The sequence below is a fragment of the Mesorhizobium sp. B2-1-3 genome, from assembly GCF_006442495.1.
Lineage (GTDB): Bacteria > Pseudomonadota > Alphaproteobacteria > Rhizobiales > Rhizobiaceae > Mesorhizobium.
This window is the reverse complement of the sequence record NZ_VFWL01000001.1, coordinates 686,490-704,488: the sequence shown is the minus strand read 5'-3', so window position 1 is coordinate 704,488 and position 17,999 is coordinate 686,490. Positions and strand designations below refer to the sequence as shown.

General features: G+C 63.9%; 15 protein-coding genes and 1 pseudogene. 8 read left to right on the top strand and 8 right to left on the bottom strand.

The genetic code is table 11. The annotated features are described in order from the left end of the window. Positions 1-6: 6 nt before the first annotated feature. Together lptE and leuS are read right to left on the bottom strand one after the other, a co-directional pair. Positions 7-585 (bottom strand): LPS assembly lipoprotein LptE, encoded by a 579-nt coding sequence (lptE, locus tag FJ973_RS03675; RefSeq protein ID WP_140518239.1) that lies wholly within the window; start codon positions 583-585, stop codon positions 7-9. Next, complete coding sequence (gene leuS / locus FJ973_RS03670; protein WP_140524996.1) at positions 572-3,196, bottom strand: leucine--tRNA ligase; 2,625 nt, start codon at positions 3,194-3,196, stop codon at positions 572-574. Before leuS ends, lptE begins: the two co-directional genes overlap by 14 nt. Before the next feature lie 153 nt (positions 3,197-3,349). On the opposite strand from leuS, the gene FJ973_RS03665 reads away from it, so the two are divergent. The 3 genes and pseudogenes from FJ973_RS03665 to FJ973_RS03655 form a co-directional block, all read left to right on the top strand. After that, positions 3,350-4,012, top strand: a complete 663-nt coding sequence (locus FJ973_RS03665; RefSeq protein ID WP_140554875.1) for a YggS family pyridoxal phosphate-dependent enzyme — start codon at positions 3,350-3,352, stop codon at positions 4,010-4,012. Between the two features lie 100 nt (positions 4,013-4,112). Next, a complete protein-coding gene (locus FJ973_RS03660) occupies positions 4,113-4,367 on the top strand; it encodes a type II toxin-antitoxin system Phd/YefM family antitoxin (RefSeq protein WP_140554874.1) in 255 nt (84 codons plus the stop codon). A gap of 117 nt (positions 4,368-4,484) precedes the next feature. Then, positions 4,485-5,528: pseudogene (locus FJ973_RS03655) on the top strand (aldo/keto reductase); the annotation flags it as partial. 160 nt (positions 5,529-5,688) lie between these two features. Here FJ973_RS03655 and FJ973_RS03650 read toward each other — a convergent pair. Further along, positions 5,689-6,594, bottom strand: coding sequence for a LysR family transcriptional regulator (locus FJ973_RS03650; protein WP_140554872.1), 906 nt, complete (start codon positions 6,592-6,594; stop codon positions 5,689-5,691). A gap of 124 nt (positions 6,595-6,718) precedes the next feature. Between FJ973_RS03650 and FJ973_RS03645 the strand changes: the two genes are divergently transcribed. Together FJ973_RS03645 and FJ973_RS03640 are read left to right on the top strand one after the other, a co-directional pair. Continuing rightward, the gene (locus tag FJ973_RS03645; RefSeq protein ID WP_140554871.1) at positions 6,719-7,900 is read left to right on the top strand and encodes an MFS transporter; all 1,182 of its coding nucleotides are present in this window, start codon (positions 6,719-6,721) and stop codon (positions 7,898-7,900) included. Between the two features lie 58 nt (positions 7,901-7,958). Next, positions 7,959-8,993 (top strand): aldo/keto reductase, encoded by a 1,035-nt coding sequence (locus FJ973_RS03640; RefSeq protein ID WP_140554870.1) that lies wholly within the window; start codon positions 7,959-7,961, stop codon positions 8,991-8,993. 231 nt (positions 8,994-9,224) lie between these two features. On the opposite strand, the gene FJ973_RS03635 is transcribed toward FJ973_RS03640, so the two are convergent. After that, positions 9,225-9,497 (bottom strand): usg protein, encoded by a 273-nt coding sequence (locus FJ973_RS03635; RefSeq protein ID WP_140492921.1) that lies wholly within the window; start codon positions 9,495-9,497, stop codon positions 9,225-9,227. A 304-nt stretch (positions 9,498-9,801) separates the two neighbouring features. Between FJ973_RS03635 and acs the strand changes: the two genes are divergently transcribed. Further along, a complete protein-coding gene (gene acs / locus FJ973_RS03630; RefSeq protein WP_140554869.1) occupies positions 9,802-11,757 on the top strand; it encodes an acetate--CoA ligase in 1,956 nt (651 codons plus the stop codon). An 8-nt stretch (positions 11,758-11,765) separates the two neighbouring features. After that, complete coding sequence (locus FJ973_RS03625) at positions 11,766-12,506, top strand: MOSC domain-containing protein (RefSeq protein WP_140492915.1); 741 nt, start codon at positions 11,766-11,768, stop codon at positions 12,504-12,506. 1 nt (position 12,507) lies between these two features. On the opposite strand, the gene FJ973_RS03620 is transcribed toward FJ973_RS03625, so the two are convergent. From FJ973_RS03620 to FJ973_RS03610, 3 genes are all read right to left on the bottom strand, one after another. Continuing rightward, entirely contained in the window at positions 12,508-13,770 is a 1,263-nt protein-coding gene (locus FJ973_RS03620; RefSeq protein ID WP_140492912.1) for a cyclopropane-fatty-acyl-phospholipid synthase family protein, read from the bottom strand. 365 nt (positions 13,771-14,135) lie between these two features. Further along, positions 14,136-15,614, bottom strand: coding sequence for a TadE/TadG family type IV pilus assembly protein (locus FJ973_RS03615; protein WP_140554868.1), 1,479 nt, complete (start codon positions 15,612-15,614; stop codon positions 14,136-14,138). 290 nt (positions 15,615-15,904) lie between these two features. Then, positions 15,905-16,774 carry a transglutaminase family protein gene (locus FJ973_RS03610; protein WP_140518227.1) on the bottom strand — a complete coding sequence of 290 codons (870 nt, stop codon included), beginning with the start codon at positions 16,772-16,774 and terminating at the stop codon, positions 15,905-15,907. A gap of 181 nt (positions 16,775-16,955) precedes the next feature. Here FJ973_RS03610 and FJ973_RS03605 point away from each other — a divergent pair, with 181 nt between their 5' ends. After that, positions 16,956-17,630, top strand: coding sequence for an HAD-IA family hydrolase (locus FJ973_RS03605; protein WP_140492904.1), 675 nt, complete (start codon positions 16,956-16,958; stop codon positions 17,628-17,630). Between the two features lie 59 nt (positions 17,631-17,689). On the opposite strand, the gene FJ973_RS03600 is transcribed toward FJ973_RS03605, so the two are convergent. Continuing rightward, positions 17,690-17,908 carry a DUF1674 domain-containing protein gene (locus FJ973_RS03600; protein WP_140492901.1) on the bottom strand — a complete coding sequence of 73 codons (219 nt, stop codon included), beginning with the start codon at positions 17,906-17,908 and terminating at the stop codon, positions 17,690-17,692. Between the last annotated feature and the right edge of the window lie 91 nt (positions 17,909-17,999).

Here is a 17,999-nt window from a genome sequence, read left to right as displayed (position 1 = left end):
GCGGCGCTAACCGGCCGTCTTGCCGTGCCGTGCGAGATCCTGGGCGATGGACAGTTGCAGCGCGTTGGCAAGCTCGCGCGCGGCGCGGTTCTCGGCATCGATCTGTGCCCGGTACGCGGCGAATTCCTGGCGCGGCCTGTCGAAGGACGAAGTGATCGCCCGCTTGCCGGTCGCGATCACCGCCCCGGTTTTGGCATCGGTCAGCCTGTAGCCGGCGGTCAGCGTCACCGAACCGGCGGTCGGCTCGTCCTGGTCGGTTCCGACCTGCACGAGCGCCGAGGATTCAACGGCTTCGGTCACGCCGAGGTCGAGCGAGTAGGCCGGCGATGCCGGTTCGCCGGCGCCGCGCCCAAATCCGAAGATCAAATTGTTGCGCACCTGCTGGCCGTAACGCGTCCTGACCGGTTTGATGGCGATCGACGCCAGTTCGGCATTGGCGCTCGAGCCGGTCGACAGCGGCGCGCTCGAGTAGAGCGGCCGCACCTGGCAGGCCGAAACGAGCGCAAGCGAGCCGACAAGGCCGGCAAGCGCGGCACGGCGCAGCAAACGGCTCAGCTCTGTCTTTTCCCGATCAGGCAACGACATTGACGATCCTCTGCGGCACGATGATCACCTTGCGCGGAGCCTTGCCTTCGAGCGCCTTCTGCACGAAGTCGAGAGCGAGCACGGCTTTTTCGACCGCACCTTGGTCCGCGTCGCGGGCAATTGTCAAATCCCCGCGCTTCTTGCCGTTGACCTGGACCGGATAGGTGACCTCATTGTCGACGACCAGCGCCGGGTCGAAGATCGGCCACGGCCGTTCGGCGACCAGATCGGCACCGCCGAGCGCCTCCCAGCATTCCTCGGCCAGATGCGGCATGATCGGCGCGATCAGGTGCACGAGCACCTCCACGGCCTCCCGGCAGGCGCCTTTGAGCGCGGTATCGGCCTTGCCTTCGGCCACGTCATTGAGCGGCGTGGTCAGCACGTTGGCGAGTTCATAGATGCGGGCGATGGCGCGGTTGAATGCGAGTTTCTCGATGTCCTCGCCGACCGCTTTCAGGATCTTGTGCGTGGCCTTGGAAACCGCCCCGGCTTCACCGCCACCGCCCGCTATGGGTGCGATGCCGGCCAGCGATTCGGCCGCGGTCGAGACCAGGCGCCAGATGCGCTGCATGAAGCGATGCGCGCCGGCGGCGCCATCGTCGGTCCATTCGACGTCGCGTTCGGGCGGCGAATCCGACAGCATGAACCAGCGCGCGGTGTCGGCGCCGTAGCCGTCGGTGATGTCTTCCGGGCTGACCGTGTTCTTCTTCGACTTCGACATCTTTTCCAGGGAGCCGATCTCCGCCGTCTCGCCCGTGGCGATCTCGACGGCGCGGCGCTTGCCGTCGACGTCCTCCAGCCGCACCTCGGTCGGCGCCAGCCAGCGCCCGTTCGATGCCGATCCCACGCGATAGGTCTCGTGCACCACCATGCCTTGCGTGAACAGGCCCTTGAACGGCTCGGCCAGGTCGAGATGGCCGGTCTCGCGCATGGCCCGGGTGAAGAAGCGCGAATAGAGCAGATGCAGGATCGCGTGCTCGATGCCGCCGATATACTGGTCGACGGCCAGCCACTCGTTCGCCGCCTTCGGGTCGGTCGGCTCGTTCGCCCAGGGCGCGGTGAAGCGGGCGAAATACCAGGACGAATCGACGAACGTGTCCATCGTGTCGGTTTCGCGCCGCGCATCCTTGCCGCATTGCGGGCATTTGACGTGCCGCCAGGTCGGGTGGCGGTCCAGCGGGTTGCCTGGGCGGTCGAACTCGACATCGTCGGGCAGCTTCACCGGCAGGTCTGCCTTCGGCACCGGCACCACGCCGCAATCCTCGCAATGGATCATCGGGATCGGGCAGCCCCAGTAGCGCTGGCGCGAAATGCCCCAGTCGCGCAGGCGGAAGTTGACCTTGCGCTCGGCCATCGGCCGGTTGCCGATCGTCTTCTGCTCCAGCAGCTTCGCCACCTCGTCGAACGCCCGCTCCGGCTTCATGCCATCGAGGAAGCGCGAATTGATCATCACGCCGTCGTCGACATAGGCTTCCTCGATGACCTGGAAGGTCTTGGGCTCAGCCCCTTCCGGCATCACCACCGGGATCACCGGCAGGCCGTATTTGTTGGCGAAGTCGAGGTCGCGCTGGTCGCCGGACGGGCAGCCGAAGATGGCGCCGGTGCCGTAGTCCATCAGCACGAAATTGGCGACGTAGACCGGCAGCGTCCAGTTCTCGTCGAACGGATGCACGACGCGGATGCCGGTGTCGAAGCCCTTCTTCTCGGCCGTCTCCAGCGCCGCCACCGAAGTGCCCATATGGCGGACTTCGTCAATAAAGCTCGCCAGCGCCGGATTGGTCTCGGCGGCCTTCCGGGCCAGCGGATGGTCGGCGGCGACCGCCATGAAGGAGGCGCCGAAGATGGTGTCGGGCCTGGTCGTATAGACTTCCAGCTCTTGCTCGCCGGCGACGGGAGCCGCCAGCGGCCAGCGGATCAGCAGGCCTTCCGAACGGCCGATCCAATTGTGCTGCATCAGCTTGACCTTCTCGGGCCATTCGTCGAGGCGATCGAGCGAATCCAGGAGATCCTGCGCAAAGTCGGTTATCCTGAAGAACCATTGCGTCAGCTCGCGCTGTTCGACCAGCGCGCCCGAGCGCCAGCCGCGCCCGTCGATGACCTGCTCGTTGGCGAGCACCGTCATGTCCTCCGGATCCCAATTGACCTTCGAGGATTTGCGCGTCACCAGGCCTTTCTCGACAAAGTCGAGGAACAGCATCTGCTGGCGGTGGTAGTAGTCGACATCGCAGGTCGCGAATTCGCGCGCCCAGTCCAGCGACAGGCCCATGACCTTGAGCTGCTCGCGCATGGTGGCAATATTCTGATAGGTCCATTCCTTGGGATGGACCTTGTTCTGCATCGCCGCGTTCTCGGCCGGCATGCCGAAGGCGTCCCAGCCCATCGGATGCAGTACGTTGAAACCCTTGGCCCGCTTGTAGCGCGCCACCACGTCGCCCATCGTATAGTTGCGCGTATGCCCGATATGGATGCGTCCCGACGGATACGGGAACATCTCCAGCACGTAGTATTTCGGGCGCGGATCATCGTTGTGCGCCTCGAACAGCTTCCTGTCGGCCCAGGCCTTCTGCCATTTGGGCTCTGACGCGCGCGGATTGTATCGTTCGGTTGCCATGGGACGTTTTTCACTTAAAAAGCATGCGGACTGCGGGCGACAGCTCGGCAGTCCATTGGATGTGGTCCGGGTGTTCACCATGGTTTGGCAAACCCGTCAACCATATGGGTATCGCGTCTGGAAAAAACGCGGTCAAAACAGCGGGATTTGGACATGGGCGACGCCGTTCAGCAGTTTTTAGCGGTCAAGGCGAAGATCGCCGCCGCCGAGCGCGAAGCCCGGCGCGACGCTGGCGCGGTGACGCTGGTCGCGGTTTCCAAGACCTTTGACGCCGCCGACATCAGGCCCGTCATCGAGGCAGGCCAGCGCGTCTTCGGCGAGAACCGGGTGCAGGAAGCGCAGGGCAAGTGGCCGGCGCTGAAAGAGGCTTTCCCCGATGTCGAACTGCATCTGATCGGCCCGCTGCAATCGAACAAGGCCAGGGAAGCCGTGGCGCTGTTCGACGTCATCGAGACGGTCGATCGTGAGAAGATTTCCGCCGAACTCGCCAAGGAGATCGCCCGGCAAGGCCGGGCACCGAAACTCTACGTCCAGGTCAACACCGGCTCCGAGCCGCAGAAGGCCGGCATCGAGCCGCGCGAGGCCGTGACCTTCGTCGCCCGCTGCCGTGATGTCCACGGCCTCGCCATCGAAGGCCTGATGTGCATTCCGCCGGCGGACGAGAACCCCGGCCCGCATTTCGCCCTGCTGGAAAAATTGGCGCGGGAGGCAGGCGTCGCCAAACTGTCGATGGGCATGTCCGGCGATTACGAGACGGCCATCGCCTTCGGCGCCACCAGTGTCAGGGTCGGTTCGGCGATCTTCGGCAGTCGATAAAACCGTCCGCCCTGGGTTGGCCCTGTCGTCTGTGAGTTCTAAGCCTATGATACACAGACGGACTGAACACATCTTGCGAGTTAAGCGAGGAGTAGTCTTCTTGAGCTGGCAGCTGCGGGACGCAAGAAACAACCTCTCGAAGCTGGTAAGACAGTCGCGCGAAAAAGGGCCGCAAACCATTGCGGTGCGAGGGCAGCCATCTGCCGTGGTGCTAGCGGTTGAGGACTACGAACGGTGGGTTGGCGCAAAGCCCTCCCTTGCGCAATATCTTCTCTCCGGCCCCGTCTGGGATGACGAGTTTGTCGAGGAGGTCAATCGCCGCCCGAACACAATGATCCGAGCGGTCCATCTCTGACAAGTTTCTGTCACCGGCAAGATGGTCCAGTTCTACCGGCTGATTACGCCAGCGCTGGAAACGAAACGTACCGTTCCTATTTGATCTGTGTCATCACAAATCTCTGGAGCCTTCGCCATGCGTTACAACCAGCTTGGAAATACCGGCCTGTTCGTCTCCGAACTCTGCCTCGGCACCATGACCTTCGGCGCCGCCGGCCAGAATGCCCAATGGGGCCTGATCGCCAGCCTCGACCAGAAAGGCGTCAACGAGATCGTCGGCCGCTCGCTCGCCGCCGGGGTCAATTTCTTCGACACGGCCGATGTCTATTCCTTCGGCGAATCCGAGCGCCTGCTCGGCCAGTCGCTCAGGGATCTCGGCGTTGACAGGTCGAGCGTGGTCATCGCCACCAAGGTCCATGGTGCCATGGGCGAGGGCCCGAACCAGCGCGGCTCCTCGCGCGGCCACATCATGGATTCGGTCGATGCCAGCCTCGAGCGGCTGCAGCTCGATCACATCGATCTCTATCAGCTGCACGGAACCGACGCGGTGACGCCGATCGACGAAACGCTGCGGGCACTGGACGATCTCGTTGCCAGCGGCAAGGTCCGCTATGTCGGCGTATCCAACTGGCAGGCCTGGCGCATCGCCAAGGCGCTTGGCATAGCCGACCGCAAGGGCTTTGCCCGCTTCGAGACCATCCAGTCCTATTACTCGATCGCCGGTCGTGATCTCGAGCGCGAGATCGTGCCGCTGATCAACGAGGAGAAGCTCGGTCTTATGGTCTGGTCGCCGATGGCCGGCGGACTGCTGTCCGGCAAATACGGCCCTGGTGCGCCCGGCAATGGCGAGGGCCGCCGCGCCTCCTTCAACTTCCCACCGGTCAACGAGGACCGCGCCTGGGCGGCGGTCGCGGTCATGCGCGAGATCGCCAAAAAGCATGACGTCAGCGTCGCTACCGTGGCACTAGGCTATGTCCTGGCCAAGCCCTTCGTGATGAGCGTGATCATCGGCGCCAGCCGCATGGATCAGCTCGAACAGAACCTTGCCGCCACGAACCTCAAACTTGATACCGATGATCTCGCCAGACTGGACGAGGTGAGCGCGCTGCCGGCCGAATATCCCGGCTGGATGCTGGAGCGGCAGGCGGCCGGCCGGCGGCCGGCGCCGTTCGTGCCGAAGGCCCGATCGCTTTTCGAGCTTGCTTCGAAGCCGCGTGCCTTAGGTACGCGGCTTCTCAGTTAGAGCAATTCCAAGAAAAGTGTGTGCGGTTTTCTGTCCAGAATTGCGTCAAAACAAAGAGTTAGAGCGGTTCGCCGTTTCCATGAAACGGTGAACTGCTCTAGAGGCGAACGGCCTCCGAGAGAAAATCGAGAAAAGCCCGCACCCGCGCAGGCAGATGCTTGCCCTGGCCGACATAGACGGCATGGGTGGCCTCCTCGTCGCCTGGGTTGAATTCCTCCAGCAACGGGACGAATGCCCCGGCGTCGATGTCCGGCTGGACATGCCAGCGCGCCAGCCGAACGATTCCGCCTCCCGCCAGCGCGATCCGCCGCATCGCCTCGCCGTCGGTCAGCGTTGCGTTTCCGACAACCGGGACGATGACCGGCGCACCTGCCGCATCGACAAAAGGCCAGCCGTCTATATGCCGCGCAAAGCCGAAGGCCAGCATATTGTGACGCCCGAGATCGGCCAGCGTGCGCGGCGTCCCACGCGCTTCGACATAGGAGGGTGCCGCGACCAGCACCATCCGGCTCTGCCCCAGTTTGCGCGCTACCAGCCGTGACTCGCGCAAGGGCCCGGCGCGTATCGCCACATCGGCGCGCTCCTCCAGAAGGTCGATCACGCTGTCTGTCAGCACGGCGTCGACGGAAATCTCGGGATAACGCTCCAGAAACCGAGGCAGCAGCGACATCAGCCGGTGGTGGCCGAACGGCACGTAGCTGTTGACCCTCAACCGGCCGCGCGGCGCCGCCCCGGCGGCCGCCTCGCGCTCGGCCGCGTCCATGTCGGCGAGGATGCGCATGCCGCTGTCGTAGAAAGCAGTGCCTTCCGGCGTCAGTTGCAGCTTGCGCGTCGAGCGGGTGACCAGCCGCGCGCCGAGCCTGGCCTCCAGCCGCGCGATCAATTTGCTCACCGCGGACGGGGTCATGCGCAAGGCACGTGCCGCCGCCGAAAAGCTGCCCGCCTCGACGACGCGCACAAACACTTCGATCTCGCCGGAACGGTTGATGTCGGATCTCGCCATCTGTGAATCTATTTCACAGAAAGTATGCCTGGAGCAAGTCTGGTTCACATCGCATGGCCACACGATCTTCCCGGTCGGGGCGCAGCCTGGACAGGGCGCCCGTCACCGCCGAAGTGGAAACATCATGCCTCTCGCTCTCTATGCTCTCGCCGCCGGCGCCTTCGGCATCGGCGTCACCGAATTCGTCATCATGGGCCTGCTCATCGACGTCAGCAAAGATCTCGGCGTCTCGATCTCGGCCGCCGGCCAACTGATTTCCGGCTATGCGCTGGGCGTCGTCATCGGAGCACCTCTGCTGACGATCGCCACCGGCAACTGGCCGCGCAAGACGGTGCTTCTGGCGCTGATGGCGATCTTCACCATTGGCAATCTGGCCTGTGCGCTGGCGCCTGATTATTGGACGTTGATGGGCGCGCGCGTCATCACCGCCTTTGCCCATGGCACCTTCTTCGGCGTCGGCTCGGTGGTCGCCACCGGATTGGTCGCGCCCAACAAGAAGGCGTCGGCGATCGCGCTCATGTTCACCGGCCTGACCATCGCCAACATTCTCGGCGTTCCCTTCGGCACCTGGCTCGGCCAGGCGTTCGGCTGGCGCGCCACCTTCTGGGCGGTGACCGCGGTCGGTCTCGCGGCCTTTGCCGTCATCCTGGCACTGGTGCCGCGCAGCCAAGCAACTCCCGTGAAGAGCGACCTGCGCGCCGATCTCGCCGTGCTGCGCCGCACGCCCGTCCTGCTCGGCTTCGCCACCACCGTTCTCGGCTATGCCGGCGTCTTCGCCGTCTTCACCTACATCGCCCCGTTGCTGACCGAGATCAGCGGCTTCCAGGAAGCGGCCGTTTCGCCGATCCTGCTCGTCTTCGGCGGCGGCCTCATCGTCGGCAATATCGCCGGCGGCAAGATCGCCGACCGCTGGCTGGTGCCGGCGGTGCTCGGCAGTCTTGTGGTGCTCGCCCTGGTTCTGGCGACCATGAGCTTTGCTATCCACAGCCAGGTGTTGGCCGTGATCTATGTCGGCCTGCTGGGCGCCGCCGCCTTCGCCACCGTGGCGCCTTTGCAGATGTGGGTGCTGGAAAAGGCCCAAGGTGCTGGCCAGAGCCTCGCCTCGTCCTTCAACATCGCCGCCTTCAACCTCGGCAACGCCGCCGGCGCTTGGCTCGGCGGCGCGGTCATTGCCCAAGGTCTTGGCCTGGGTTCGCTCACCTGGGTCGCCGCGCTGCTGCCGGTCGCGGCACTCGCCGTGGCGGGACTGGCCCTGCGTCTCGATCGCGGCACCGCGCTCGGCGCGCCTGTCTGCGTCCGGTCGTGAAGCTCGCCGGCAAAGCCGGATCGATTCGACTTCTTTCAAAATCACAAGGAGTAAGAAAATGGACTATCGAAATCTTGGCGCATCGGGCCTGAAAGTGCCGGTGCTCTCGTTCGGAGCGGGAACCTTCGGCGGTTCCGGCCCGCTGTTCGGCGCGTGGGGCAACAGCGACGCCAGGGAAGCGCGGCGCCTGGTCGACATCTGCCTCGAGGCCGGCGTCAATCTGTTCGACACCGCCGATGTCTATTCGAACGGCGCCTCGGAAGAGGTGCTCGGCGAGGCGATCAAGGGCCGGCGCGATGCCGTGCTGATCTCGACCAAGACCTCGCTGCCGATGGGCGACGGGCCGGCCGACTATGGTTCCTCGCGTTCGCGGCTGATCAAGGCCGTCGACGCCGCGCTGAAGCGGCTCGGCACCGATTACATCGACCTGTTGCAGTTGCATGCCTTCGATGCCGGCACGCCGATCGAGGAGGTGCTGTCGACGCTGGACGGCCTCGTGCGCGCCGGCAAATTGCGCTATGTCGGCGTCTCCAATTTCTCCGGCTGGCAGGTGATGAAGTCGCTCGGGCTGGCCGACAGGCACGGCTATCCGCGCTATGTCGCGCATCAGGTCTACTATTCGCTGGTCGGCCGCGACTATGAATGGGAGCTGATGCCGCTCGGCCTCGACCAGGGCGTCGGCGCGCTGGTCTGGAGCCCGCTCGGCTGGGGCCGCCTGACCGGCAAGATCCGTCGCGGCCAGCCTCTGCCGGAGAAAAGCCGGCTGCACGACACCGCGAGCTTCGGACCGCCGGTCGAGGACGAGCATCTCTACCGGGTCATGGAGGCCCTCGATGCGGTGGCGCAGGAGACCGGCAGGACCGTGCCGCAGATCGCCATCAACTGGCTGTTGCAGCGCCCGACCGTGTCGTCCGTCATCATCGGCGCCCGCAACGAGGAGCAGTTGCGCCAGAACCTCGGCGCCGTCGGCTGGACGTTGACGCCGGAGCAGATCGGGAAGCTCGATGCGGCAAGCGAGCTCACCGCGCCCTACCCTTATTTTCCCTACCGCCGCCAGGAGGCCTTCGCCCGGCTGAGCCCGCCGGCGGTTTGAGCGTGTCCGACCGCTAGAGCCGAAGGTTAGCGGGGCAGCGCCCCCCTCTGTCTTGCCGGACATCTCCCCCACGGGGGGAGATTGGATGTCACCTCGGCTTTCGCCAATTTCCAACGTGGAGGGATGGCGCTGTTAGCAAAGCTGCCGATCTCCCCCCACGTGGGGGAGATGTCCGGCAGGACAGAGGGGGGCGCCGTAGAGTGCCGACCTTACGGCCTCGAAGCAGCGACCCTAATGCAGCACGAATTCGCCGTCGACCTTGCGCCACTCGTTGGGCGCGATGAGCTTCTGGTGCGTGTAGCTGACCGAATGCAGCGGCCCCTCGAGCTTGGTCTTCCAGAACTCGATGAAGCGGATCAGCACAGGAAACTTCGGCGCGATGTCGTAGTCCTGCCATATGAAGCTCTGCAAGAGATGCGGATGGTCTGGGAAATGATAAAGGATATTGGCCGTGGTCAGGCCATAGCCCCGCAGCATCAGGTCCATTTCAAGCTGGTCGCGCATTTTTGCTCCCCGGGTTGATTCTCCTTCCTCCCAACAATGGATTGTGCGCGCGGTTGCTTAACCGTCTATTGATTTTTTCTTGATCGAAACTGGCTTTAGCACGCGAAAACATGAAGTTAGCAGCGGTCCGGTGCAAGTGCTGACAGCGGCCGCGGGCCCATGTGCGGCATCCCGCCGCGCAAACCCAACGTCTAATGTTGCCGTCATCGCGGAACTGTTAATAATGCGCGCGAATTCGCGGCCGCGTCGCCGCGATCCCGCTGGCGGTTCAAGCCGGCGTTAGTTTCGGGAGGAAAAGCAGGAAATGTCCGAGGTTCATGTCCACCGCGTTCAGCCGGCCTGGAAGAAGAATGCGCTGATCGACAACGACACCTATCTCAAATGGTACGCCGACAGCGTGAAGAATCCGGACAGGTTCTGGGGCAAGCACGGCAAGCGCATCGACTGGTTCAAACCCTTCTCCAAGGTCAGGAACGCCTCCTTCGACGGCAAGGTCTCCATCAAATGGTTCGAGGACGGCCAGACCAATGTTTCCTACAACTGCATCGACCGCCACCTGAAGAAGCGCGGCGACCAGACCGCCATCATCTGGGAAGGCGACAACCCCTACGACGACCGCAAGATCACCTACAATGAGCTCTATGCGCATGTCTGCCGCTTCGCCAACGTGCTGAAGAAGCACGGCGTCAAGAAGGGCGACCGCGTCACCCTCTATATGCCCATGATCCCGGAAGCGGCCTATGCGATGCTCGCCTGCACGCGTATCGGCGCCATCCACTCGGTCGTCTTCGGCGGCTTTTCGCCCGACGCGCTCGCCGGCCGCATCGACGATTGCAAGTCAACCATCGTCATCACCGCTGACGAGGGCCTGCGCGGCGGCAAGCCGATCCCGTTGAAGGAGAACACCGACAAGGCAATCGAGATCGCGGCAAAAGCCGGTACCAGGGTCGAAAAGGTAGTAGTGGTCCGCCGCACCGGCGGCAAGATCGGCTGGGCGCCGGGCCGCGACGTCTGGTACCACGAAGAGGCCGCGACCGTTAAGGCTGAGTGCAAGCCGGAGAAGATGAAGGCGGAGGATCCGCTGTTCATCCTCTATACATCGGGTTCGACCGGCAAGCCGAAAGGCGTGCTGCACACCACGGCGGGTTATCTCGTCTACGTCTCGATGACGCACCAATATGTCTTCGACTATCATGATGGCGACATCTACTGGTGCACCGCCGATGTCGGCTGGGTCACCGGCCACAGCTACATCGTCTACGGGCCGCTCGCCAACGGCGCCACCACGCTGATGTTCGAGGGCGTGCCCAACTACCCCTCGCAGTCGCGCTTCTGGGAAGTCATCGACAAGCATCAGGTCAACATCTTCTACACCGCGCCGACGGCGCTGCGCGCCCTGATGGGCGCCGGCGACAATCATGTGAAAAAGGCGTCGCGCAAATCGCTGCGCGTGCTGGGGTCGGTCGGCGAACCGATCAATCCGGAGGCCTGGGAGTGGTATTTCAACGTCGTCGGCAACGCCAAGGTGCCGATCGTCGACACCTGGTGGCAGACCGAGACCGGCGGCATCATGATCACGCCGCTGCCGGGCGCCACCGACCTCAAGGCTGGCTCGGCCACGCGGCCCTTCTTCGGTGTCAAGCCGCAACTGGTCGACGGCGAGGGCAAGGTGCTTGAAGGAGCCGCCGACGGCAATCTATGCATCACCGAGTCATGGCCCGGCCAGATGCGCACCGTCTATGGCGATCACGACCGCTTCGTGCAGACCTATTTTTCGACCTACAAGGGCAAGTACTTCACCGGCGACGGCTGCCGCCGCGATGCCGACGGCTATTACTGGATCACCGGCCGCGTCGACGACGTCATCAACGTCTCCGGCCACCGCATGGGCACGGCCGAGGTCGAATCCGCATTGGTCAGCCATGACAAGGTTTCGGAAGCCGCCGTCGTCGGTTATCCCCACGACATCAAGGGCCAGGGCATCTACTGCTACGTCACGCTGATGGCCGGCGAGACGCCGAGCGAGGACTTGCGCAAGGAACTCCTCGCCCATGTCCGCAAGGAGATCGGCGCCATTGCCACGCCCGACAAGATCCAGTTCGCACCGGGCCTGCCCAAGACCCGCTCGGGCAAGATCATGCGGCGCATCCTGCGCAAGATTGCCGAGGACGATTTCGGCGCCCTTGGCGATACCTCGACGCTCGCCGATCCGGCCGTCGTCGACGACCTCGTCGCCAACCGCCAGAACAAGAAAGGCTGACACCGGCCATGGCCGCGATAGGCAGCGTTGCCGAACTCTGGCGCTATCCGGCGAGTTCGCTCGCCGGCGAACGCCTGGAGACGATCGCGGTCGGCACCGAGAGCATCGAGGGCGACCGCATGTTCGGCCTGGTCGATGCCTCCGACAATGAGATCGCCCGTCCCGATCGCGAGCCGAAGTGGCACAAGGTGCCGCGCATCCGCACCCGGCTGACTGGCGACCGCAGGCTCGAGATCGCGATTCCCGGCGCAGATTGGCTGGCGGCGCCCGGCGCCGAAAGCGACCGTGCCGTTTCCGACTATCTAGGCTTTCCGGCCTCGATCCGTCCGTTCGGCCTGGAGAACGCTCCGCCGGCCTATTCCGGCCCGTTGACCGAGGCGCGCTACCGCAAGGCGCCGATCCATCTGTTGACCACCGCCTCCCTGGCGCGCCTGAAGGCGCTGCATCCGCAAGGCACTCCCGATCCGCGCCGCTTTCGTCCCAACATCGTCATCGACATGGCGGCGGTCGAAGGCACTTTCCCCGAAACCGAATGGATCGGCAGGAAACTCGCCGTCGGCGACCTGCTGTTGACCATTTCCGAGCCGTGCCGCCGCTGCGGCTTCACCATCATCGCCCAGGACGGTTTCGACGACGATCCGGCGATCCTGCGCAATCTGGTGCGTCATAACGCGCACAATCTCGGCGTCTACTGCACGGTCGACCGCGCGGCCAGCGTCAAGGTCGGCGACGGGATGCGATTCGCCTGAATTACCGGTAAAGGTCCGCCCGCGTCGGCGGCAAGCCGCTCGGGCCCCGCGTCCGCTTGGTGGCGACCGTCTGGAAAATCTGCGCCGAGGCACGATCGAAGGCGATCGAACAGCCGGCCAGGTAAAGCAGCCACAGCCGCGCCTTGGCTTCTCCCACTTCGGCGATGGCCTCGTCGAAGCGCGCATGCAGGCGCTCTGCCCACAGCCGGCAGGTGCGGGCGTAGTGCTCGCGCAGATTCTCGACGTCGTGGACGAGGAAGCCGTGTGCTTCCAGATTGCCGCACGTCATGCCGATCGTGTCGATCTCGCCACCCGGGAAGATGTATTTGATCAGCGCCTTGTATTCCGAGCCCTTGCGCAAGGTCTTCTTCATGCTGCCCTTGCTGCGCCTGGTGATGGCATGATGCAGATAGATGCCGCCCGGCTTGAGCAGGCGATGGACGGTCGAGAAGTAGGCGGCGTGGTTGGCCAGCCCCAGATGCTCGAACATGCCTATCGAGGATATCTTGTCGAAGCTTCCGGTGAGCTCGGCATAGGATTTTATCTCGATTGTGATCCGGTCCTCCAGCCCCTCGGCCCGAATGCGTTCGCGGGCGAGTCCGGTCTGGGCCTCCGACAACGAGACGCCATGGCCGACGACGCCATGATGCTTCGCCGCATGGATCAGCATCGCGCCCCAGCCGCAGCCGATATCGAGCAGGCGGTCGCCAGGCTTCAGCCGGAGCTTGCGGCAGATATGCTCGAGCTTGTCGGCCTGGGCCTGGTCGATGTCATTGGCGAAATCCTTGAAATACCCGCAGCTGTAGACCATGCGCTCGTCGAGGAAGAGCCGGTAGAAGGCGTTCGATATGTCGTAGTGATGCTGGATCGCCTGCTTGTTGGAGCCGCTGACAAAGGGATTTTGCCCGGCGAGATCGGCGCGTTGCGTCATCTGCCTTCGCGAGAACAGCACGGCCGGCAGGTCGCGCATGATCGCGAGCTTCGGCAGCGCCTTGAACCGCAGCTTGCCTCGTGAAGGCAGCGCGTAGAGGTCAAACAGCGACCCCTCCTCCACGTCGACCGCCTTGGAAATCCACATCTCGACCAGCGTCGAGAAATTTGGCCGGCGGGCCAGTTGCCAGACGATGTCCTGGTCGTTGATGGCAAGCACCGGGCCGCCGGCCGGACCGATGCGCTCGCCGGTCCAAAGCCTGACGGCAAAGCCCGGCTTCAACGCCTCGACGACCGTGCGAACGATGCGTGCTGCTCTTTCGGTAGCGTCCATGCCGTTCCCCCTGCATTCGGTAGGCCGATCTTGTCCGCTTGAACCCCTGGCCGCAACCCGCTTGCGCGAAAGGACGCGGCCAAGCCGGAAAAACGTCTTTTTCCATCCGGCGTCTTGTCTTTTGCTGCAACGCACCCCATCATCAGTGCGTGTTCAACAAACTGAAAGGAGGTGATCCGATGTCGAGTGATTTCGTTTTCCAGAACGTGGCCTCAGCGGATTGCACTTTCGGGAAGCAGTCTTCCCGTTAAGGCGCGAGATGCGCGGCGGGCGACCCCTCGGGTTGCCGCCAGGAGCCGCGCCATGGACGGAAACACGGAAGGCCGCCGGCTTCGAAAGAAGCGGCGGCCTTTTCCTTGTGCGGCTTACTGCGTCAGCGCGACCTTTTCGGTGTTGCGGATGATTTCCTGAAAGGCGGCGTCCAATTCCACCCCGGTCGACACCTCGAAATAGTGTTTTTGAGCGGTGGAGGCATCTTTCGACGAACAGTCCTTCAGCACCGCCTTTGCCTGATCCCGCTCGGTTGCCGACATGTCCTTGTTGTTCAGGTCGAAGCCGATGGTGAAAATTTCGATGCCGTCATTTTTCATGTTGCCGCACAGCGTTTCGGCGTTGCCGCGCGCAAGATTGCCCTGGCTGTTGTAGCGGCCCCCGGCACCGGCGAAGGCGGTATTGAACTGGCCATCGGTCATCAGGATCGCGACCTTGGCGATCTTCTTCGCGTTGACGTCCGAGGCGCCGTTGCCGAGGCCGGCATTCTTGATCGCTGCGCGCCATTGCGGCGACAGCATATAGTAGGTCCACTGAATGGCGATCGCGCCGGCGGTATAACCGTCAGCCTGAAAGTCGTCGATCGAACCAAGCAATGCGCCGGAATCGGCGGTCAGCGGAATCACTTCCGCATCGGGGCACTTGTTCATTCCGCCGCCATCGAGATGATCATCCCGGTTGACCAGGGCGTAGTACTTCTTGCCGTTCTTGTCCGTGCGAACAGCATCTGGGCCGTCGGCGCTCAAATCCGCGTCGCCATTTTTGTCCTTGCGCTCCGTGGCGCAATTATCGGGGCGTGGCATCGCCGCGCCGACAATGGAGATGTAGTCGCTGAAGGACGGCAGCAAATTTTTGCCCGTCTTGGCGACAAGAAGCGAACTGCCGGCGACGGGTGGCAGCTCAGAGCTCCCTGGCTTCTCGGCATAGACGTTTTCGGCCAGCTTGCCGGCGTTCACGCCGGATGCGTAAGGCACAATCGCGACGCGGATGCGGGGGTTCTTCGGATCCTGGTTCCGGAGCATCGTCCGAACGGCGTTTTTCGCTGCTGCTTTCAGATCGCCGATCTTGTCGACCTTGCCCCGCTTCGCCATCGAGCCTGTTATGTCGAGCATCATGGCCACCTCGATCTGCTTGTCCGAATAGAGCGCTGTCGTCGAGGCGGGAACGCGCTGCATGTCGCGCGTGCCGAACAGCGGGAAATAGAAGGCGACGTCGACATGGGCGTCCGCCTGCACCGTCCTGGCGGTCCTGTCGACCGTCAGCCTGTCGAGCACGATCTGGTTGGCCTGCAGGATGCCGGCCGTGCTGTTGGCATCGAGGAAGGCCTGCACCGATTTGTTGGCATCGGCCTCCTTGATGACGCCGGTCGTCAGGTCCCGCGCCGTCGACGTCACCGCGGCGTCGACCACGCTCTGCAGGCTCGATTTGGCGTTGTAGAGCTGGGTGATGTTGACGGCGAAGCCGACGCCCAGCGCCAAGACCGAGGCGGCGAATCCGAACAGGATGGCGAAATTCCCGCCGCGATGCCTGGCAAAGTCGCCGGCCGCGTCCACAAGACCCCCGAAAATCCGCATCGTTCTCTCTCCGCTCGCCCCGGCCTCGTCGCCGGGCAAACGGATCGATGCAGGATTCCGGCCGGGCGCGGCCAGCGGCCGCGCACCAGGAACTAGATTATTGTTTTTGCTTCGCTTTCAAGAATGGAAAGGTGAATGACCGGTAAACGCCGATGCTGCGTTCGCGCGGCATTACCAAGCGCTTACCACGATCTTGCACGTCGCGGCACAGGGCGCGCGGCCGTGTCCCGCCACGGCACAGCGGCACCTGTGCCAGAGCGAGGCAGTATGGGGATACATGGAAACCCGGCTCAGGCCAGCATCTGCGCGGTGACCGTCCTGTCGATGGCGTGGTAGGGCGGGTTGAACAGATTGTTCTCCTGTTCGTAGGTCCATACCTTGAACAGGCTGAGCCGGTGCGGGCCGAAACTGTGCAGCAACGGCACGTCGGTGGCATCGCGTCCGCGCGCGATGACGATGCGGCCGATCCTCGGAACATTGTGGCGGGGGTCGAACGTGTACCACTTGCCGTCGAGAAACACTTCCATCCAGGCCGAGAAATCCATCGGCGCCGGATCGGCCGGCACGCCGATGTCGCCGAGATAGCCATTCACATAGCGTGCCGGAATGTTCATGCAGCGGCAGAGCGTGATCGCCAGATGGGCGAAGTCTCGGCAGACGCCGACCTGCTCCTCATGCGCCTGCGCCGCGGTGCGGGTCGAGCGGGCATAGCCATAGCCGAAGGACAGCCGGTTGTGGACGTAATCGACGATCGCCTGCACCCTCGCCCAGCCGGACGGCAAACGGCCGAAAAGCTCCCAGGCGAACTGGCTCAGGTGATCGGTCTCGCAATAGCGGCTGCCCAGCAGATAAAACAGCACCTCGTCGGGCAGCTCGGCCACCGGCACCTCGCGTGCCAGCGTGTTGACCTCGTCCGTCTCGCCGCTGTCCTCGACCACGGCATCGTAGAGGATGCGAAAAGTGCCGGCGGGTGCGGTAAAGCGGCGGCACGAATTGCCATGCAAATCGCTGTAGAGCCTGGTCGGAACCGCGGGCGACGTCAGCATGCGCGTCTGCCGCTTGATGTCGGCCTGCCTGTCCCTGTGGATCTCGAGCATTGAAATCACCGGCGTGGCTCCAGCGCATTCAATGGCCATTTCGTAGCCGAGCCGAATCAGCATCGCGTCCCCCTTCGATGGTCGTGGAAAAGCAGCGAAGTTGAAACGCCGGAGGCGGATCGCGGTTCCCTGACTTACGGAAAAGGGGACTGGCCGAAAAGGTGGCCGCGCGGCTTCCAATGCCGACGCCGGGACGTTACCATCGGCGCTCCCTCGAAAGACCTCCCCGAAATCAAGGAAAATCATGTACGCGGGCAGAAAATTCGCCGCCTTCCTCTTCGACATGGACGGCACGCTCATCAATTCCATTGCCTCGGCCGAACGGGTGTGGAGCGACTGGGCGCGGCGGCAAGGGCTCGACGTCGCCGCCTTCCTGCCGACGATCCATGGCGTGCGGGCGATCGAGACGATCGCCGGTCTGGCGCTCCCGGGCGTCGATCCGGCGCATGAGGCCGACCTCTTGCTCAAGGCCGAAGCCGCCGATCTGGAGGGCATTGTTCAGATCGCCAGCGCCGCCGCGTTTCTCAACGCGCTCCCGCCGGGGCGCTGGGCGATCGTAACCTCGGCACCGCGCGAACTGGCGCTCTTGCGCATGAAGGCCGCCGGCATCCCCGTCCCTGCCGTGCTGATCGCGGCGGAAGATGTTTCACGCGGCAAGCCGGCGCCCGACTGCTTTCAGCTCGGCGCGACGCGGCTCGGTGTCGATGCGCGCGATTGCCTCGTGTTCGAGGATGCCCCGGCGGGCATCACGGCGGCCGAGGCGGCGGGCGCAGCGGTCATGGTCATAAACGCCACCCACCGGCATCCCCTGGCGACGCGGCATGCCGCGATCGCTGGCTACGACGCCATCGGCGTCACCGTCGACGAGCGCGGCTGGATCGCGCTCGAGCCGCAGCGAGCGGCGGCAGCGGCCTTCTAGGCTGTGGGACAATCAAACACCCGATTGCCGGCAAATGAGCTGTTTGCTGGGCCGGCATATTAGAAATCGCTGGTCAGGCCCTTGATCTCCCAGTCGCCGTAGCGGCCGGGCTCCTTGCCGCCGCGGCCGCCGACTTCCTTCGGCACCGCGGCTTCCTTGCGGCGGTAGTCCTCGCGCCGCGCCGCGGCCTCTTCAAGCGCGCGGCGAGCGGCGGGCGTCAGCGTCTTCAGCCGCGCTTCGTCATCCCTGGCAGGTGTTTTACTGGTCTCGTCGTTCATGCGATATTCCGGCGGATTGAAACAGGCCGATTGAAACGGGTACCGGCGTTTCCCATCATATAGCGATGAGCCCACGAGGATCGACCCCCTT

What these genes read in the sequence shown, in the direction of transcription:
- lptE (WP_140518239.1), bottom strand. Translation starts at nt 585, where the DNA reads ATGTCGTTGCCTGATCGGGAAAAGACAGAGCTGAGCCGTTTGCTGCGC.
- leuS (WP_140524996.1), bottom strand. Translation starts at nt 3,196, where the DNA reads ATGGCAACCGAACGATACAATCCGCGCGCGTCAGAGCCCAAATGGCAG.
- FJ973_RS03665 (WP_140554875.1), top strand. Translation starts at nt 3,350, where the DNA reads ATGGGCGACGCCGTTCAGCAGTTTTTAGCGGTCAAGGCGAAGATCGCC.
- FJ973_RS03650 (WP_140554872.1), bottom strand. Translation starts at nt 6,594, where the DNA reads ATGGCGAGATCCGACATCAACCGTTCCGGCGAGATCGAAGTGTTTGTG.
- FJ973_RS03645 (WP_140554871.1), top strand. Translation starts at nt 6,719, where the DNA reads ATGCCTCTCGCTCTCTATGCTCTCGCCGCCGGCGCCTTCGGCATCGGC.
- FJ973_RS03640 (WP_140554870.1), top strand. Translation starts at nt 7,959, where the DNA reads ATGGACTATCGAAATCTTGGCGCATCGGGCCTGAAAGTGCCGGTGCTC.
- FJ973_RS03635 (WP_140492921.1), bottom strand. Translation starts at nt 9,497, where the DNA reads ATGCGCGACCAGCTTGAAATGGACCTGATGCTGCGGGGCTATGGCCTG.
- acs (WP_140554869.1), top strand. Translation starts at nt 9,802, where the DNA reads ATGTCCGAGGTTCATGTCCACCGCGTTCAGCCGGCCTGGAAGAAGAAT.
- FJ973_RS03625 (WP_140492915.1), top strand. Translation starts at nt 11,766, where the DNA reads ATGGCCGCGATAGGCAGCGTTGCCGAACTCTGGCGCTATCCGGCGAGT.
- FJ973_RS03620 (WP_140492912.1), bottom strand. Translation starts at nt 13,770, where the DNA reads ATGGACGCTACCGAAAGAGCAGCACGCATCGTTCGCACGGTCGTCGAG.
- FJ973_RS03615 (WP_140554868.1), bottom strand. Translation starts at nt 15,614, where the DNA reads ATGCGGATTTTCGGGGGTCTTGTGGACGCGGCCGGCGACTTTGCCAGG.
- FJ973_RS03610 (WP_140518227.1), bottom strand. Translation starts at nt 16,774, where the DNA reads ATGCTGATTCGGCTCGGCTACGAAATGGCCATTGAATGCGCTGGAGCC.
- FJ973_RS03605 (WP_140492904.1), top strand. Translation starts at nt 16,956, where the DNA reads ATGTACGCGGGCAGAAAATTCGCCGCCTTCCTCTTCGACATGGACGGC.
- FJ973_RS03600 (WP_140492901.1), bottom strand. Translation starts at nt 17,908, where the DNA reads ATGAACGACGAGACCAGTAAAACACCTGCCAGGGATGACGAAGCGCGG.